We start from the raw sequence: 17,450 nt of genomic DNA on the forward strand, positions 1-17,450 counted from the left end.
CCGCATCGGCGCCCCCAAAGGTCGGGAGATACCACTATGATCCAGATGCAGACCAATCTGGATGTAGCTGACAACTCTGGCGCTCGCCGAGTTCAGTGCATCAAGGTTCTGGGTGGATCCAAGCGGAAATATGCCTCGGTGGGTGACATCATCGTGGTATCCGTGAAGGAAGCCATCCCACGCGGTCGTGTAAAAAAGGGCGATGTCCGTAAGGCCGTTGTCGTGCGCACCGCAAAAGAAGTTCGCCGCGAAGATGGCACAGCCATCCGTTTCGACCGCAATGCGGCCGTGATCCTCAACAACAACAACGAGCCTGTTGGCACCCGTATCTTCGGGCCAGTTGTGCGTGAGTTGCGTGCGAAGAACTTCATGAAGATCATCTCGCTCGCTCCGGAGGTGCTGTAATATGGCTGCCAAGTTGAAAAAGGGCGACAAGGTCGTCGTGCTTGCTGGCAAGGATAAGGGCAAAGAGGGTGAAATCTCTGCCGTTATGCCAAAGGCCAACAAAGCCATTGTGGACGGCGTGAACATCGCCATCCGTCACACCCGCCAATCTGCACAGGGCCAAGGCGGCCGCCTTCCAAAGGCGATGCCAATTGACCTGTCCAATCTGGCGCTTCTGGACAAAAACGGCAAACCCACCCGTGTTGGCTTCAAGGTTGAAGACGGCAAGAAGGTGCGTATCGCCAAAACCACGGGGGAGGTCATCTAATGCTTGATACGGCAAACTATACCCCACGTCTGAAGGCGGCTTTTGCTTCGACTGTTCGCCCTGCGATGAAGGAAGAGTTCGGCTATAAGAACGATATGCAAATCCCACGTTTGGATAAGATCGTTCTGAACATTGGCGCAGGCGCCGAAGCCGTGCGTGACAGCAAAAAAGTGAAATCCGCTCAGGAAGACCTCAGCGCGATTGCAGGCCAGCAGGCCGTTGTGACCAAGGCAAAGAAATCCATCGCGGGCTTCCGTGTTCGCGAAGATATGCCTCTTGGCGCAAAGGTTACCCTGCGCGGCGACCGCATGTATGAATTCCTTGATCGTCTGATCACTGTGGCTATGCCGCGCATCCGCGACTTCCGCGGTGTGTCTGGCAAGTCCTTTGACGGCCGTGGCAACTACGCCATGGGGATCAAAGAACATATCGTTTTCCCTGAAATCAACTTCGACAAGGTCGATGAGGTTTGGGGGATGGACATTATCATTTGCACCACCGCGAAAACTGACGCGGAAGCCAAGGCGCTGTTGAAGCATTTCAACATGCCCTTCAATTCGTGATCGCGGGAGGAGAGTAGAACAATGGCAAAGAAGTCCATGGTTGCACGCGAAGTGAAGCGCCAAAAGCTTGTTGCGAAATACGCAGCAAAGCGTGCCGCGCTGAAAGAAATCGCGAATGATGAATCGAAGCCGATGGAAGAGCGTTTTAAGGCTCGTCTGAAACTGGCAGAGCTGCCACGTAACAGCTCCGCCACTCGTCTTCATAACCGTTGCCAGCTCACGGGGCGCCCAAAGGCCTATTACCGTAAGCTGAAAGTCTCGCGTATCATGCTGCGTGAATTGGCCTCGAACGGCCAAATCCCCGGCATGGTTAAGTCGAGCTGGTAAGGAGGTCTGACAGATGAATGATCCTCTTGGTGATATGCTGACCCGCATCCGCAATGCACAGATGCGTGGTAAGTCCACAGTCGTGACGCCCGCTTCCAAGCTGCGTGCTTGGGTTTTGGATGTGTTGGCCGATGAAGGCTATATCCGCGGCTACGAGCGCACCTCTGATGCCGCAGGGCATCCTGCGCTGGAAATCAGCCTGAAATACTATGAAGGCAGCCCCGTGATCCGCGAGATTAAGCGCGTATCCACCCCCGGTCGTCGTGTTTACATGAACGTGCAGGATATTCCGCAGGTTCGGCAAGGTCTTGGTGTTTCCATCGTCTCCACCTCCAAAGGTGTGATGTCCGATGCGAATGCACGTCAGGCCAATGTCGGCGGCGAAGTTCTCTGCACCGTATTCTAAGGAGGCCTGAAGCATGTCTCGTATTGGGAAAAAACCGGTCGGACTGCCTGGTGGTGTAACAGCCACTGTGTCGGGCCAGACGATTGAGGTGAAGGGGCCAAAAGGCACCCGTAGCTTTACCGCCACCGATGATGTCACAATCGCAGTCAATGACAACGCGGTTGATGTGACACCACGCGGCAAGTCCAAGCGTGCGCGCCAGCAATGGGGTATGAGCCGTTCGATGGTTCAGAACCTCGTCACTGGCGTGACGGATGGCTTCAAGAAAGAGCTGGAGATCACAGGTGTGGGTTACCGCGCCGCGATCCAAGGCAATGTTCTGAAACTGTCCTTGGGCTACAGCCACGATGTGGATTTCCAAGTGCCACAAGGTGTGACGGTGACAACACCAAAGCCAACCGAAGTGGTGATCGAAGGGATTGATCAGCAATTGGTCGGTCAGGTTGCAGCAAACATTCGCGAATGGCGCGCGCCCGAGCCCTATAAGGGCAAGGGGATCCGCTATAAGGGCGAATATATCTTCCGCAAGGAAGGTAAGAAGAAGTAAGGGCGACGAAGATGGCAAACAGCAAACGAGAACTGTTCCTCAAGCGCCGCCTGCGCGTTCGGAACAAGCTGCGGAAAATGGCAGACGGGCGCGCGCGCCTCTCTGTTCACCGCTCGAACAAGAATATCAGCGTTCAGTTGATCGACGATGTAAAAGGCGTGACTTTGGCCTCGGCATCTTCGCTCGAAAAAGATCTGGGCGTTGTTGGCAAGAACAATGTCGAAGCGGCCGCAAAAGTGGGCGCAGCGATTGCAGACCGTGCAAAGAAAGCGGGCGTGTCGGAATGCTATTTCGACCGTGGCGGTTTCTTGTTCCACGGCCGCGTCAAAGCTTTGGCTGACGCAGCCCGCGAAGGTGGTTTGAAGTTCTAATCCATGTAGGCGGCGCGCAAGTGCCGCCTCGATGATCGGGGAGAGGGCCTTTTATGTGCCCCTCACTGCGATTGACCAAAACAGGCGCGCGGGATGCGCCAGAACTAAAGGATGCCAAACATGGCAGAACGTGAACAACGTCGGGGCCGTCGCCGCGAAGAGCGCGAAGAAACCCCAGAATTCGCCGACCGTCTGGTCGCAATCAACCGCGTATCGAAGACCGTAAAAGGTGGTAAGCGTTTCGGCTTTGCCGCTCTGGTGGTTGTCGGTGACCAGCGTGGTCGTGTGGGCTTTGGCAAAGGTAAAGCCAAAGAAGTGCCTGAAGCGATCCGTAAGGCAACCGAACAAGCCAAGCGCAACCTTATTCGCGTGCCTCTGCGCGAAGGCCGCACCCTGCACCACGATGCGCAGGGCCGTCATGGCGCAGGCAATGTCGTGATGCGCACCGCCCCTGAAGGGACGGGGATCATCGCGGGTGGTCCAATGCGCGCCGTGTTCGAAATGCTTGGTATCAAGGACGTTGTTGCGAAATCATTGGGCTCGCAGAACCCCTATAACATGATCCGCGCAACCCTTGATGGTCTGCGTCAGGAAAGCTCGCCTCGTCAGGTGGCTGCGCGCCGCGGCAAGAAAGTTGCCGACATCCTGCGCAAGCCCGAAGCCGAAGTTGCGGCAGACGCCTGAGGAGAGTGAGCAATGGCTAAAACTATCGTTGTAAAACAGATCGGCTCGCCGATCCGCCGCCCTCAAGATCAGCGCGCAACGCTGATTGGTTTGGGTTTGAACAAGATGCACAAAACCCGCGAGTTGGAAGATACCCCTTCCGTGCGTGGCATGATCAACAAGATCCCGCATCTGGTAGAAATCATTGAGGAGCGCGGTTAATCCGCGCCCTTAATCCTGCCCCATCTGTCTGGGGCGCTTTTGATCATTGTGCCGCGTTTGCCGCCACGGTCGCTCGGGTGGTAATTCCGGCTAGAGGAGTAGCGACATGAAACTGAATGAATTGCGCGATAACCCAGGTGCAACCAAGAAAGCCAAGCGTATTGGCCGTGGCCCTGGTTCTGGCAAAGGTAAAATGGGTGGCCGTGGTATCAAAGGTCAGAAATCCCGTTCGGGTGTGGCCATCAACGCCTATGAAGGCGGTCAGATGCCCCTCTATCAGCGCCTTCCAAAGCGTGGCTTCAACAAGCCAAACCGCAAAGAATTCGCTGTCATCAATTTGGGCCTGATCGAGAAATTCCTCGAGGCGGGCAAATTGGACGCAAAAGCAGAAATCACCGAAGATGCATTGGTTGCATCGGGCTTGGTGCGCCGGAAATTGGACGGCATCCGCGTTTTGGCCAAAGGTGACATCTCGAAGAAAGTAACGATCACTGTCACAGGTGCTTCCAAAGCAGCGGTTGAAGCTGTTGAAAAAGCAGGTGGCAAGCTCAACGTAGCGGCACCAGCAGCGACAGAGTAATCTGCCGCAGGCTTTCGACCAAGATGAGCCTTGAGACTTGCGGCTGAGCCGCATACATCAAGGGCAGGGTTTTTCGCGCCGCAAGATCGCAAGCTCGGTCTTGCGGCGCAATACATGATGAGGGGCGGTATGGCTTCAGCAGCTGAACAGATGGCGGCTAATCTGAGTTGGAAGTCGTTTGGCAAAGCGTCCGAATTGCGCCAGCGCATTTGGTTCACGCTTGGTCTTTTGATCATTTATCGGATCGGCACCTATATTCCTGTTCCAGGGATTGACGGGCAAGAGTTGCGCAATTTCTTTGACGCGGCCTCTGCAGGTCTGGGCGGTGTTTTGAACATGTTCACAGGCGGCGCCCTAAGCCGCATGGGTGTGTTCGCATTGGGGATCATGCCATATATCTCGGCCTCGATCATTGTGCAGCTGATGACCTCGATGGTGCCTGCCTTGGAGCAGTTGAAGAAAGAGGGCGAACAGGGCCGTAAGAAAATCAACCAATATACGCGCTACGGCACGGTCGCCTTGGCAACCGCGCAGGCCTATGGTCTGGCTGTCAGCATGGAGTCGGGCGGTCTTGCCTCGGATCCGGGTTGGTATTTCCGCGCGGCCTGTGTGATCACCCTTGTGGGCGGCACGATGTTCCTGATGTGGCTTGGTGAGCAGATCACGCAGCGCGGCATCGGTAACGGCATTTCTCTGATCATCTTTGTCGGTATCATCGCAGAAATCCCTGCAGCTCTGGCGCAGTTTTTTGAACAGGGCCGTTCTGGTGCCTTGTCCACGCCTATGGTTTTGGGCGTGATTGTGATGTTGATCGCAACGCTGTTTTTCGTGGTGTTTATGGAACGCAGCCTGCGCAAGATCCACATCCAATACCCCCGCCGCCAAGTCGGCATGAAGGTCTATGATGGCGGCAGCAGTCATTTGCCGATCAAAGTTAACCCTGCGGGCGTGATCCCAGCGATCTTCGCATCATCCTTGTTGTTGTTGCCAACAACCATGACGACCTTTTCGGGCAGTGAGGCGGCAGGGCCAGTTCTGTCATGGATCCTTGCAAATTTTGGCCCCGGTCAGCCCCTCTATCTGCTGTTCTTTGCAGGTATGCTGATTTTCTTCACCTATTTCTACACGCTGAACGTGGCCTTTAAGACCGATGATGTGGCGGACAATCTGAAAAACCAAAATGGGTTTATCCCAGGCATCCGTCCTGGTCAGCGCACTTCGGAATATTTGGAATATGTGGTGAACCGCGTTCTTGTGCTTGGTGCAGGGTATTTGACCTTGGTCGCCCTCTTGCCGGAGATTGTGCGCTCGAACTTGTCAATCACGGCTTATTTCGGCGGCACATCCATTCTGATCATCGTATCGGTCGGCATGGATACGGTGCAGCAGATCCAATCGCATTTGCTAGCCCATCAATACGAGGGCTTGCTTGAGCGCTCTCAATTGCGTGGTCGCAAAGGGACGGGCGCGGGGCGTGCCAAGCGCCGCACGCCACAGCGCAAATGACCGCGATTATTCTTCTCGGCCCCCCAGGTGCGGGCAAGGGAACCCAAGCGCGCCTCTTGGTTGAGGCGCGTGGCATGGTTCAGCTTTCCACTGGGGATATGTTGCGCGAGGCGCAGGCCTCTGGCACGGAAATGGGCAAACGGGTCGCCGATGTGATGGCCCGTGGTGAATTGGTGACGGATGAGATTGTCATTGGCCTGATCCGCGAGAAACTAGATGCTGGCCCTGCTGGCGGCGTCATCTTTGACGGGTTTCCCCGCACCTTGGCACAGGCAGATGCGCTTGAGGCATTGCTGGCCGAGATGGGTCTTGCACTTGATGCCGTGATTGAAATGCGTGTGGATGATGAGGCCCTTGTGGCGCGGATCACGGCGCGCTCAACCTGCGGTGGTTGCGGTGAGGTGTATAATGACATCACCAAACCAATTCCTGCCGATGGCACCTGCAGCACCTGTGGCGCTACCGAGTTCAAGCGCCGCGCGGATGACAATGAAGACAGTCTGCGACAGCGCCTGATGGAATATTACAAAAAGACATCGCCGCTGATTGGCTACTACTATGCCAAGGGGCATTTGCAGGCGGTGGATGGTTTGGGCGAGATTGATGCGGTCGCAAGCGGCATCGCAGCCATATTGGATCAGCCCAAATCTTAACCCCTATCCCCTTGACTGGCGGGGGGAAAAAGCCTATGCGCAGGCTTCCCATTAAGGGAATCATCGGGCGGATGCCGCCCGGTAAATCGAAAAAGGTCTTGCGGCTTTTTTGCAGCAAGACCTTTTGGTTGTGAAAAAAGGTTCTGGGGCTACGGAACCGCAACGAGAGGAAAGATAAGTGGCACGTATCGCAGGGGTCAACATCCCCACAGCCAAGCGCGTTCCTATTGCGCTGACATATATCACTGGCATTGGCCAATCATCCGCATATTCAATCTGCGAAGCCGTAGGGATCGACCCTGCGCGCCGCGTGAATGAATTGTCTGACGCCGAAGTCTTGAAAATTCGTGAACATATCGATGCGAACTTCACCGTAGAAGGTGACTTGCGCCGTGAAGTTCAGATGAACGTAAAGCGTTTGATGGATTTGGGGTGCTATCGTGGCCTCCGTCATCGCCGCAACCTGCCTGTGCGCGGTCAGCGCACCCACACCAACGCGCGAACCCGTAAGGGGCCTGCAAAGGCAATCGCGGGTAAGAAGAAGTAAGGGGAGGCAGATAAATGGCTCGTGATAAGACCCGCGTAAAACGCAAAGAACGTAAAAACATCGCCGCTGGTGTGGCGCATGTGAACAGCTCGTTCAACAACACAAAAATCCTGATCTCTGACGTGCAGGGCAATGCGATCTCTTGGTCGTCTGCTGGCACGATGGGGTTCAAGGGCAGCCGTAAATCCACCCCCTATGCCGCGCAGATGGCCGCAGAAGATGCGGGCCGCAAGGCACAGGAACATGGTGTTAAAACACTCGAAGTCGAAGTGCAGGGGCCAGGCTCTGGTCGTGAATCCGCACTTCGTGCTTTGGCCGCTGTTGGGTTTCAGATCACGTCTATTCGTGACGTGACCCCAATCGCGCACAATGGCTGCCGCCCGCCAAAGCGTCGCCGCGTGTGACAAGTGCGATTTTTCTTGGGCCGCGTGCGCGTCACGCGGCCTGAGTGGTTATTTGATCCTCGAGCGTCTCTGGCCTTGGATCGGTCAGCGACAGGAATGGAGGCTCCACAATGATCCATAAGAATTGGCAAGAACTGATCAAGCCAACCCAGCTGGTTGTAAACCCTGGCACCGACCCTGCGCGCAAGGCAACAGCGATTGCCGAGCCGCTTGAGCGTGGCTTTGGTCTGACGCTTGGCAACGCGCTTCGCCGCGTTTTGATGAGCTCGCTGCAAGGCGCGGCCATTACCTCTGTGCAGATCGACAACGTCTTGCACGAGTTTTCCTCGGTCGCTGGTGTGCGCGAGGATGTAACGGATATCGTTCTCAACCTCAAAGGCGTGGCCTTGCGCATGGAAGTTGAGGGGCCAAAGCGCCTTTCCGTGACCGCAAAAGGGCCTAAGGTTGTCACCGCAGGCGACATTTCCGAAAGCGCAGGTATCGAAGTTCTGAACAAGGATCACGTGATCTGTCACTTGGATGACGGCGCGGATTTCTTCATGGAACTGACGGTGAACACGGGCAAAGGCTATGTCTCTGCAGACAAAAACCGCCCAGAAGATGCGCCAATTGGTCTGATCCCGATTGACGCGATCTATTCGCCCGTCAAGAAAGTATCCTATGACGTGCAGCCGACCCGTGAAGGTCAGGTTCTCGATTATGACAAACTGACTGTCAAAGTCGAAACAGATGGCTCGGTCACCCCTGAGGATGCCTTGGCCTATGCTGCACGTATTTTGCAGGATCAATTGCAGATCTTCGTCAACTTTGACGAGCCAGAAGCCGCAGGTCGTCAGGATGATGATGATGATCTCGAATTCAACCCACTGCTTCTCAAGAAGGTGGACGAGTTGGAATTGTCGGTTCGCTCTGCAAACTGCCTGAAGAACGACAACATCGTCTATATCGGTGATCTGATTCAGAAAACCGAAGCCGAGATGCTGCGCACGCCAAACTTTGGCCGCAAATCCTTGAACGAGATCAAGGAAGTGCTGTCTGGCATGGGTCTGCATTTGGGAATGGATATCGTTGATTGGCCGCCAGACAATATCGAAGAGCTGGCCAAGAAATACGAAGACAATTTTTGATTTCGCAAGGGGCGCGTGTGATGCGCGCCTCTCGCACCCCCCGGGCATCCCGCCCCAATAAGGAGAGAGACGCAACGCACGGCTCTCGGACAAAGCATGAAATGAAGGAGATTTAACCATGCGTCACGGATCTGGCTATCGCCGTCTGAACAGAACCCATGAACACCGCAAAGCGATGTTCTCGAACCTTGCTGGCTCATTGATTGAGCATGAGCAGATCAAAACCACCCTGCCTAAGGCGAAAGACCTGCGCCGTGTGGTTGAGAAGCTGATCACATTGGGCAAGCGCGGTGACTTGCACGCACGCCGTCAAGCGGCTGCTGCGCTGAAGCAAGACGCCCATGTAAAGAAATTGTTCGAAGTTCTTGGCCCCCGCTATGCGGAGCGTCAGGGCGGCTATGTGCGCGTTCTCAAGGCGGGTTTCCGCTATGGTGATATGGCGCCAATGGCCATCATCGAATTCGTGGATCGTGATCCCGAAGCAAAAGGTGCCGCAGACCGTGCGCGCCTTGCTGCAGAAGAAGCGGCTGCTGAATAAGCACACCCCTTTTGCGAATAGTTTTGAAAACCCCTCGCGCCAATCGCGGGGGGTTTTCTTTTTGTGCGACCGCGCATGGGGGATTTTCCTCTGCCCCTGCAAAGGCTAGGCTTTGGCCATGAGTGATCTCTTTCAATCTGATCCAGACCCCTCCTCAAAGGCGCAGGCTATGCGCCCCTTGGCAGATCGTGTGCGCCCGTCCGAGTTGAAGGATGTGATTGGTCAGCAGCATTTGCTAGGGCCTGAGGGCAGTTTGCGGTTGATGTTGGATGCCGGGGCGCTGTCCTCGTTGGTTTTCTGGGGGCCACCTGGTGTGGGAAAGACCACGCTTGCACGGCTTTTGGCGCGCGAGACGGATTTCCACTTTGAACAAATCAGCGCGATTTTTTCTGGCGTGGCAGAGCTGCGCAAAACATTCGATGCCGCAAAGCTGCGCCGCAAAGCGGGGCAGGGCACGCTTTTATTCGTGGATGAAATCCACCGCTTTAACAAAGCCCAACAAGATAGTTTTTTGCCCCTGATGGAGGATGGCACAATCTTATTAGTGGGGGCCACGACCGAGAACCCCAGTTTCGAGATCAATTCCGCTGTGCTGTCCCGCGCGCAGGTTCTCACCTTGAACCGCCTCAGCGAGGGCGACCTGCGCGCCCTTTTGGCACGGGCTGAGCGCGAATTGGCGCGCGATTTGGCCTTGCCTGAAGAAACTCAAGCGGCACTCATTGCAATGGCCGATGGGGACGGGCGTGCCATGTTAAACCTCATCGAACAGGTGGCTGCATGGCCCGACCATGCGGGGGTGTCCGCAGCAACGCTCTCTGCGCGGCTACAGCGCCGCGCTGCGCAATATGACAAGTCGGGCGATGGCCATTACAACCTGATTTCTGCTTTGCACAAATCCATTCGCGGGTCTGATCCAGATGCGGCTCTCTATTGGTTCTCGCGCATGTTGGAGGGGGGCGAAGACCCGCGGTTCTTGGCGCGCCGTCTGACGCGTATGGCGGTAGAGGATATTGCCCTTGCTGACCCACAGGCGCAGCAGGTGTGTTTGGCCGCGTGGCAAAGCTACGAGAGTTTGGGGTCGCCCGAGGGTGAGCTGGCCTTGGCCAATGCTGTGATTTATCTGGCCCTCGCGCCAAAATCGAATGCCGCCTATGTCGCCTATAAGGCCGCGCGTAAATTGGCGGCGCAGACAGGGTCACTTGCCCCTCCGAAGCATATCTTAAACGCCCCGACCAAGCTGATGAAAGAGCAGGGCTATGGCGCAGGCTATGCCTATGATCACGATGCAGAAGATGGGTTTTCTGGGCAGAATTACTTTCCCGATACAATCACGCGCCCCAGTTTCTATGAACCTGTGGAACGTGGGTTTGAGCGCGATCTTGGAAAGCGGGTAGCATATTTTGCGAAGCTTAGGCGCGACCGAAACCGCGATGAGTGACCCGTGCCGCGGCTTTTGGTTGACAACAGACAGGCAGGGGCAGAAAGAGCCACCCATGATTTGGACAGTTTTTCAGGTGGCCCTTGGGGGCGCGATTGGTGCATCGCTGCGCTATCTCGTTGGCGTGGGTCTACATCGTGCGCTTGGGCAGACCGCGTTTCCTGTTGGGGTGATCTCGGTCAATATTCTTGGCTCTTTATTGATGGGTCTTTTTGTGGGCCTTGCCGCACAGCGCGGGCTGACCCATTTATCCCCTTTCGTCATGACGGGGATCTTGGGCGGGTTTACAACATTTTCTTCCTTTTCGCTTGAGGTCATCACGCTTTATGAGCGGGGCGATTTAGGGTTGGCGGCGGCCTATATTCTGGGCTCGGTCATCCTCTCTATCGTTGCGATTTTCGTGGGGTTACTGCTGACACGGGTGGCGCTGCCATGACGGGTGTTCAGGTTTTGGCTGTCGCGGATTCAGATGCGGATCAGCGGCTTGATCGGTGGTTCCGCCGGCTTTTCCCGCATATCCCGCAAGGCCGCATTGAGAAGATGTGCCGCAAAGGTGAAATCCGTGTCGATGGCGGGCGCGTGAAACCCGCCACACGCCTGCAATCTGGGCAGGAGGTGCGCATCCCCCCCTTGCCTGACCCAATGCCCGGAGATGCGCTTGGCGCGCCGCGGGTGCAGAAATCGGCCATCTCGGACGCGGATGCCGCGATGATGCGCCGCGCGGTCATCTATCAAGACGATCATCTGATCGCGATTAACAAACCCGCAGGCTTGCCCACGCAAGGCGGCAGCGGGCAAGGGGCGCGGCACGTTGATGCGTTGGCGGCCTGTCTCGCGCGCGAGGGTGAGGATAAGCCGCGCCTTGTTCATCGCTTGGATAAGGACACATCGGGCGTTTTGCTTTTGGCGCGCAGCAGGCAAGCCGCGCAGGCCCTCACCGATGCCTTTCGCCATCGTGAGACGCGCAAGATTTACTGGGCCGCCGTTGCAGGCGCGCCTTTGCCCCGAATGGGCAAAATCAAGTTTGGACTGGTAAAGGCTGCAGGCCATGGCAAAGGGGGCGAAGGCGAAAAGATGCGCTGCCTTCATCCATCTGAAATCGCCACCACCGATGGGGCCAAGCGGGCCGAGACAGATTATGCAACGCTCTCTGCGCTTGGGGGGCGGGTGTCATGGGTGGCGATGGTGCCGATTACTGGTCGCACCCATCAATTGCGCGCCCATATCGCAGAACTTGGCCACCCGATCGTGGGGGATGGCAAATATGGCGGCAGCAGTCAGGAAAATTTGGGCGATGGATGGGGCGCGCAATTGGGGGGTGAAATCAGCCGCAAGCTGCATCTTCACGCGCGCTATCTGAAATTCCGTCATCCTTTCTCCAAACGGGATCTCACGCTAACCGCAGCCTTGCCTGATCACATGGCCCGCACATGGGATTTGTTCGACTGGCGCGCCGAAGATGTGCCCGTTGACCCGTTTTATGACGAGCTCGGATGACTGCGCCTTATCTGATCATTTTCGATGTCGATGGCACGTTAATCGACAGTCAGGCACATATTGTAGCTTCGATGGAGGCGGCATTTAGCGGCCTGGATTTGCCTGCGCCAAGCCGTGCGCAGACCTTGTCAATTGTAGGCCTATCGCTACCGGTGGCCATGCTGCGCCTTGCGCCTGATCATAGTGCCGAGATGCGCGCTGATTTGGTCGAAGGGTATAAGGCGGCTTTTCAATCATTGCGCCTCAGCGCGGATGGCGCGGCCTTATCGCCGTTGTTTGAGGGGGCGATGTCAGTTCTAGAGACACTGCAGGCTGACCCGCGCTTTGTTTTGGCTATTGCGACTGGCAAGTCACGGCGGGGGATGGAACATATTTTGGATCAACATGGGCTGCGACCCTATTTTGCCTCCGTTCAGGTCGCCGATGATCACCCCTCAAAGCCACATCCCGCGATGGTGAAGGCTTGTTTGTTCGAATGTGATGTGCCCGCCGCGCGGGCCGTGGTGATCGGTGACACGACCTATGATGTCGAAATGGCGAAGGCTGCTGGCGCACAGGCTATTGGCGTCTCTTGGGGGTATCACAGCGTAGAGGATTTGCGGCAGTCTGGGGCCGACCCCATTTTGCGGCGCTTTGGCGAATTGCCCGCTGCCCTTGAACGAATTTGGAGCCTGACATGAGCGAATGGAAAGCCCGCCGTTTTTGGACATCTGCCAGCGTTGAAACGGTGGAAGGTGGCTATACGGTTCACTTGGACACACGGGCGGTCAAAACACCGCTGAAGGCGCCGCTGATTTTGCCAACCCAAACTATGGCCGAGGCGATTGCAGCAGAATGGATGGCCCAAGCCGAAGAGATCAATCCCCTCACCATGCCTGTCACACGGTCGGCAAATGCCGCGATTGATAAGGTCAGCGCACAAAAGCCAGAGGTTGTGGCGATGCTAGCGGCCTATGCTGAGACAGATTTACTCTGTCACAGGGCTGATCACCCACAGGAATTGGCCACACGCCAAGAAGCGGGATGGCGACCCGTTTTGGACTGGGCTGCAAGCGAGTTGAACGCGCCCTTGATTGTCACAATCGGCGTTTTGCCCGTGCCGCAACCGCAAGATAGCCTTGATCGGGTGCATCAACTTCTCTCGCAGTTTGATAATTTTTCTTTGACCGCATTGCATGACCTGATTTCTATCTCTGGCTCAGCCCTATTGGGGCTTGCTGTGGCGAAAGGGCAGTTCTCGCCGCAAGAAGCATGGAATCTGTCGCGAATCGATGAAAATTTTCAGGCAGAGCTTTGGGGCGAAGACGAAGAAGCCTTGGATGTGGCCGCGAAGAAAAAGGAAGCTTTTCTTCACGCAGCACATTTTTACAGACTTGCAGGCGGGCACGAGGCCCTTGGGGCAGGTTGAGGCCTTGTTTTTTAATGAATATGTAATCTGCCTAAGCAGCAAGCATCCCTCGAACGGCTGCTATAAAGTTAGGCTTTACGTTTCGTAAACCTAGCTTCAAGCCTTGACCTTGGGCGGTATATTTGCCCAATTAAGCGGCATTGGCTCGCTTCTGCGGGCCACTGACATGAAGGTGGTCTTACGGCCATTGAGGAAACAGCCCAAAAGGGCGGTCCAATAGGAAGAGGTAAACATGAAAAAATCTGTAGTCCTAGCTACGCTGGCAGTTGCTGGTATGGCTGCGGGTATGTCCCAAGCGTCGACCCTTGATGAGGTCAAAGCGCGTGGCAGCCTGAACTGTGGTGTGACCACAGGTCTCACAGGCTTCGCAGAACCAAATGCCAGCGGCGTTTGGGAAGGTTTTGACGTTGCGGTATGCCGTGCCGTTGCAGCCGCCGTATTCGGCGACCCAATGGCGGTTGAGTTCGTTCCAACCACTGGTCAGACCCGCTTCACCGCGTTGGCCTCTGGCGAAGTTGATATGTTGGCACGTAACACCACATGGACCTTCAGCCGTGACGTTGATCTGAAGTTCGAATTCGTGGGCGTGAACTACTATGACGGTCAGGGCTTTATGGTTCCTGCATCCTTGGGCGTGTCTTCCGCGCTTGAGTTGGACGGTGCAACCGTATGTATCCAGACTGGCACAACCACCGAGTTGAACTTGGCTGACTTCTTTGCTTCGAACAACATGAGCTACGAGCCCGTGCCTATCGAAACAAACGCGGAAGCACAGCAGCAGTATCTCGCAAACGCCTGTGACGTTTACACCACAGACGCGTCTGGCCTTGCGGCAACCCGCGCGACCTTCGAGAACCCAGGCGACCACGTTCTTCTGCCTGAAATCATCTCCAAAGAGCCTCTCGGGCCGCTTGTTCGCCACGGCGACAACGAGTGGGGCGACATCGTTCGCTGGTCTTTGAACGCTTTGATCGCAGCTGAAGAGCTGGGCATCACTTCGGCAAACATCGCTGAATTGGCTGCTGCACCTGGTCAGAACCCAGAAATCAACCGTATTCTTGGCACTGAGGGCGACCTCGGCGCGATGCTTGGTCTGGAGGCAAACTGGGCGGTTAACGCGATCTCTGCTGGTGGTAACTATGGCGAGATCTTTGAGCGTTTCTTGGGCGAAAGCACCCCAATCGGTCTGGCACGCGGCTTGAACGCGCAGTGGACTGATGGTGGCCTGCTCTACTCCCCACCATTCCGCTAAGGTCTGAACGGAAGTTGGGCGCGGCATTCCCGCGCCCTTCTTCTATTCTAATATCCAAAATTACGCTGAAAGTGTTGCGACCCGTTTGTGCCGCACTGAAACTTTTTTACGCTGATATAATGACAGGATTCCGCCATGGCCTCGATACCGGATCCAAGTTCTGAACCCTTCCGCTTGGGTCAGTTGATTTATGATCGTCGTTATCGCTCAATGACGATCCAAGTATTCGCTTTCATTATGATCATGGCTTTTCTTTGGCAGCTTGGCTGGAACACGGTTCAAAACCTGTCCGCGCTTGGCAAAGATTTTGATTTTGGCTTTCTAGGGTCGCGCGCGGGCTATGATATCAACCAGCGCTTGATCGAATATTCCAACGACAGCACCCATGGCCGTGCTGCGATTATTGGGATCTTGAACACGCTGCTTGTCGCCTTTCTGGGCTGTATTCTTGCCACGATAATTGGCGTGATAGCAGGCGTTTTGCGTCTTTCGAAAAACTGGATCGTAGCGCGTTTGATGACGGTTTATGTGGAAGGGTTCCGCAATGTGCCGTTGCTGTTGTGGATCCTTGTGATCTTCGCCGTCATGACCGAAGCCACCCCACAGCCGCGCGATTTCCGCGAAGGCGGGGATGCGTCCATGATCCTGTTCGACAGTATCGCGATTACAAATCGCGGTATCTTTATCCCGCGTCCGATTTGGGGTGAGGGCTCAACCCTGCTTGTGGCGGTGTTTTTTGCTTCACTCTTTGCGATTTGGGCTTTCCGCCGCTATGCGCGCAAAAAACAAGAGGCAACGGGTCAAATCTTGCCTGTGTTCTGGATTTCTACGGCTTTGTTCTTTGTGCCTTCAATTATTTTCTACTTCATTCTGGGCGGGCCAGTCACGCTGCAGTTGCCTGAATTGGGTGGGTTCAACTTTACGGGCGGCCTACAGGTGCGCAACTCGCTGATTGCCTTGTGGTTTGCGTTGTCGCTCTACACGGGTGCGTTCATCGCAGAGATTGTGCGCTCAGGTATTTTGGCGGTATCACGCGGGCAAACCGAAGCAGCCTTTGCCTTGGGCTTGCGCCCCAACCGCACGATGAATTTGGTGATCCTGCCGCAGGCCTTGCGCGTGATCATCCCACCCCTGATTTCGCAATATCTGAACCTGACCAAGAACTCCTCCTTGGCGATTGCTGTGGGTTATATGGATGTGCGGTCTACCTTGGGTGGGATCACGATCAACCAAACAGGCCGCGAGCTTGAAGGGATGCTCCTCTTGGGCGTCTTTTACTTGGTCACATCCCTAATCATTTCGAGCGTGATGAATGTCTACAACAACGCCGTTAAGTTGAAGGAGCGCTGAGATGGCAAATTCTGCGAATAGCTCCGTTTCTTATGTGCGCACCGAGATGCTGCCCGAGCAGGCCCCGCCTGTCTCGGAAGCGGGCGTGGTGAAATGGGTGCGTGAAAACCTGTTCTCTGGGCCGCTCAATACAATCCTAACAATCCTGTCTTTGGTCGCGATTTATTGGGTGGTCAGCCATGTTTTCCAATGGTTTGCCTATGGCATTTGGACTGCAAATTCACTGAGTGAATGCCGTGAGGTGCGTGATGCGCTTTACGCCGATGGTCGCAATGTCGCCTGTTGGGCCGTCTTGAGCGAGCGTTGGAACCAACTTCTCTTTGGGTTCTACCCCGCCGATGCATATTGGCGCCCTGTTGTGGCTTTGATTGTGTTCTTCATCGCCGTTGCGCCTGTGATGTTCAACTTTGGTGGCCGCAAATTGGCGATCTTCTCGGCCGTGTCGCCCTTCATTTGCTACTGGCTGTTATGGGGCGGGTCGATTTGGGGGCCAATCCTGACGGCTCTGGGCTTTGTTTTGGCATGGTTGGCCTATGGCCAGATCACACGGCAATTCGGGGCTTTGGCAGGCGTTGTGGCGAGCATCCTTGTGCCGCTGATCTATTGGCGCTTTGGGGTTGCCCCACTAACGGGACTGGCCGATGGCATCTTGCCCATTGGAATTGAAAATATCCAATCCAAGGATTTCGGCGGGTTCATGTTGGCGCTGATCATCGGGATCACGGGCATTGTTCTGTCTTTGCCGCTTGGGATTTTGCTTGCGCTTGGGCGTCAGTCTGATTTGTTCATCATCAACAAATTCTCGGTGATCTTTATTGAGGTGATCCGCGGCGTTCCGTTGATTGTGTGGCTGTTCACGGCATCGCTTTTGTTGAACTACTTCCTGCCGCCTGGAACGAATTTTGACCTGATGCTCCGCGTGATTATCATGGTCACGCTCTTTGCCGCTGCCTATATGGCCGAGGTTGTGCGCGGTGGTTTGGCCGCCCTGCCTCGTGGGCAATATGAGGGGGCAGATAGTCTGGGCTTGGATTACTGGCAATCCATGCGCTTGATCATCCTGCCTCAGGCTTTGAAAATCTCAATTCCGGGCATCGTGAACACGTTTATCGGTTTGTTCAAAGACACAACTCTCGTGGTGTTCATCGGTCTGCTTGACCCGATCGGTCTGTCTAACGCAATCCGCGCCACGACCGAATGGAACGGGATTTACTGGGAATTGTTCATCTTCATCGGGCTTTGCTTCTTTGTGTTTTGCTACGCGATGTCCCGCTATTCGCAATATCTTGAGCGCAAGCTCGCAACAGATCGTCATTAAGGAGAGGCCGATATGAGTGAA

Annotated in this window: 24 protein-coding genes; all 24 read left to right on the forward strand. The window is 55.4% G+C overall.

Annotation, left to right across the window (positions count from 1 at the left end; translation table 11 throughout):
• Positions 1–36 precede the first annotated feature (36 nt).
• The 24 genes from rplN (at position 37) to I3V23_10675 (ending at position 17,429) form a co-directional block, all read left to right on the forward strand.
• Positions 37–405, forward strand: coding sequence for a 50S ribosomal protein L14 (gene rplN, locus I3V23_10560; protein QPI85010.1), 369 nt, complete (start codon positions 37–39; stop codon positions 403–405).
• A gap of 1 nt (position 406) precedes the next feature.
• Positions 407–712 (forward strand): 50S ribosomal protein L24, encoded by a 306-nt coding sequence (locus I3V23_10565; protein ID QPI85011.1) that lies wholly within the window; start codon positions 407–409, stop codon positions 710–712.
• Entirely contained in the window at positions 712–1,275 is a 564-nt protein-coding gene (gene rplE, locus I3V23_10570) for a 50S ribosomal protein L5 (protein QPI85012.1), read from the forward strand. Before I3V23_10565 ends, rplE begins: the two co-directional genes overlap by 1 nt.
• A gap of 21 nt (positions 1,276–1,296) precedes the next feature.
• Entirely contained in the window at positions 1,297–1,602 is a 306-nt protein-coding gene (rpsN, locus tag I3V23_10575) for a 30S ribosomal protein S14 (GenBank protein ID QPI85013.1), read from the forward strand.
• 13 nt (positions 1,603–1,615) lie between these two features.
• On the forward strand, positions 1,616–2,008 hold the full coding sequence (rpsH, locus tag I3V23_10580; protein ID QPI85014.1) for a 30S ribosomal protein S8: 393 nt from the start codon (positions 1,616–1,618) through the stop codon (positions 2,006–2,008).
• A 13-nt stretch (positions 2,009–2,021) separates the two neighbouring features.
• Positions 2,022–2,555 carry a 50S ribosomal protein L6 gene (gene rplF / locus I3V23_10585; protein QPI85015.1) on the forward strand — a complete coding sequence of 178 codons (534 nt, stop codon included), beginning with the start codon at positions 2,022–2,024 and terminating at the stop codon, positions 2,553–2,555.
• An 11-nt stretch (positions 2,556–2,566) separates the two neighbouring features.
• Positions 2,567–2,926, forward strand: coding sequence for a 50S ribosomal protein L18 (gene rplR / locus I3V23_10590; protein ID QPI85016.1), 360 nt, complete (start codon positions 2,567–2,569; stop codon positions 2,924–2,926).
• A gap of 120 nt (positions 2,927–3,046) precedes the next feature.
• Positions 3,047–3,610, forward strand: a complete 564-nt coding sequence (rpsE, locus tag I3V23_10595; protein QPI85017.1) for a 30S ribosomal protein S5 — start codon at positions 3,047–3,049, stop codon at positions 3,608–3,610.
• 12 nt (positions 3,611–3,622) lie between these two features.
• The gene (gene rpmD, locus I3V23_10600; GenBank protein ID QPI85018.1) at positions 3,623–3,811 is read left to right on the forward strand and encodes a 50S ribosomal protein L30; all 189 of its coding nucleotides are present in this window, start codon (positions 3,623–3,625) and stop codon (positions 3,809–3,811) included.
• A gap of 106 nt (positions 3,812–3,917) precedes the next feature.
• On the forward strand, positions 3,918–4,391 hold the full coding sequence (locus I3V23_10605; GenBank protein QPI85019.1) for a 50S ribosomal protein L15: 474 nt from the start codon (positions 3,918–3,920) through the stop codon (positions 4,389–4,391).
• A 129-nt stretch (positions 4,392–4,520) separates the two neighbouring features.
• Positions 4,521–5,897, forward strand: coding sequence for a preprotein translocase subunit SecY (secY, locus tag I3V23_10610; GenBank protein QPI85020.1), 1,377 nt, complete (start codon positions 4,521–4,523; stop codon positions 5,895–5,897).
• Entirely contained in the window at positions 5,894–6,550 is a 657-nt protein-coding gene (locus I3V23_10615; protein ID QPI85021.1) for an adenylate kinase, read from the forward strand. The genes secY and I3V23_10615 overlap by 4 nt, the downstream gene beginning before the upstream one ends.
• Positions 6,551–6,728: 178 nt before the next feature.
• Positions 6,729–7,097, forward strand: coding sequence for a 30S ribosomal protein S13 (gene rpsM, locus I3V23_10620; protein ID QPI85022.1), 369 nt, complete (start codon positions 6,729–6,731; stop codon positions 7,095–7,097).
• A 14-nt stretch (positions 7,098–7,111) separates the two neighbouring features.
• Entirely contained in the window at positions 7,112–7,501 is a 390-nt protein-coding gene (rpsK, locus tag I3V23_10625) for a 30S ribosomal protein S11 (protein ID QPI85023.1), read from the forward strand.
• A 110-nt stretch (positions 7,502–7,611) separates the two neighbouring features.
• Entirely contained in the window at positions 7,612–8,628 is a 1,017-nt protein-coding gene (locus I3V23_10630; GenBank protein ID QPI85024.1) for a DNA-directed RNA polymerase subunit alpha, read from the forward strand.
• Between the two features lie 118 nt (positions 8,629–8,746).
• The gene (rplQ, locus tag I3V23_10635) at positions 8,747–9,166 is read left to right on the forward strand and encodes a 50S ribosomal protein L17 (GenBank protein ID QPI85025.1); all 420 of its coding nucleotides are present in this window, start codon (positions 8,747–8,749) and stop codon (positions 9,164–9,166) included.
• Between the two features lie 118 nt (positions 9,167–9,284).
• Positions 9,285–10,604, forward strand: coding sequence for a replication-associated recombination protein A (locus tag I3V23_10640; GenBank protein ID QPI85026.1), 1,320 nt, complete (start codon positions 9,285–9,287; stop codon positions 10,602–10,604).
• 55 nt (positions 10,605–10,659) lie between these two features.
• Positions 10,660–11,040 carry a fluoride efflux transporter CrcB gene (gene crcB / locus I3V23_10645; GenBank protein ID QPI85027.1) on the forward strand — a complete coding sequence of 127 codons (381 nt, stop codon included), beginning with the start codon at positions 10,660–10,662 and terminating at the stop codon, positions 11,038–11,040.
• Positions 11,037–12,101, forward strand: a complete 1,065-nt coding sequence (locus tag I3V23_10650; protein QPI85028.1) for an RluA family pseudouridine synthase — start codon at positions 11,037–11,039, stop codon at positions 12,099–12,101. The genes crcB and I3V23_10650 overlap by 4 nt, the downstream gene beginning before the upstream one ends.
• Positions 12,098–12,781 carry an HAD-IA family hydrolase gene (locus I3V23_10655; protein ID QPI85029.1) on the forward strand — a complete coding sequence of 228 codons (684 nt, stop codon included), beginning with the start codon at positions 12,098–12,100 and terminating at the stop codon, positions 12,779–12,781. The genes I3V23_10650 and I3V23_10655 overlap by 4 nt, the downstream gene beginning before the upstream one ends.
• Complete coding sequence (locus I3V23_10660) at positions 12,778–13,509, forward strand: ATPase (protein QPI85030.1); 732 nt, start codon at positions 12,778–12,780, stop codon at positions 13,507–13,509. Before I3V23_10655 ends, I3V23_10660 begins: the two co-directional genes overlap by 4 nt.
• 232 nt (positions 13,510–13,741) lie before the next feature.
• Positions 13,742–14,761 carry an amino acid ABC transporter substrate-binding protein gene (locus tag I3V23_10665; protein ID QPI85031.1) on the forward strand — a complete coding sequence of 340 codons (1,020 nt, stop codon included), beginning with the start codon at positions 13,742–13,744 and terminating at the stop codon, positions 14,759–14,761.
• A gap of 135 nt (positions 14,762–14,896) precedes the next feature.
• The gene (locus I3V23_10670) at positions 14,897–16,111 is read left to right on the forward strand and encodes an ABC transporter permease subunit (GenBank protein ID QPI85032.1); all 1,215 of its coding nucleotides are present in this window, start codon (positions 14,897–14,899) and stop codon (positions 16,109–16,111) included.
• Between the two features lies 1 nt (position 16,112).
• Positions 16,113–17,429, forward strand: coding sequence for an amino acid ABC transporter permease (locus I3V23_10675; GenBank protein QPI85033.1), 1,317 nt, complete (start codon positions 16,113–16,115; stop codon positions 17,427–17,429).
• Positions 17,430–17,450 lie beyond the last annotated feature (21 nt).

This window comes from Rhodobacterales bacterium HKCCA1288, from assembly GCA_015693905.1.
Classification (GTDB): Bacteria; Pseudomonadota; Alphaproteobacteria; order Rhodobacterales; family Rhodobacteraceae; genus M30B80.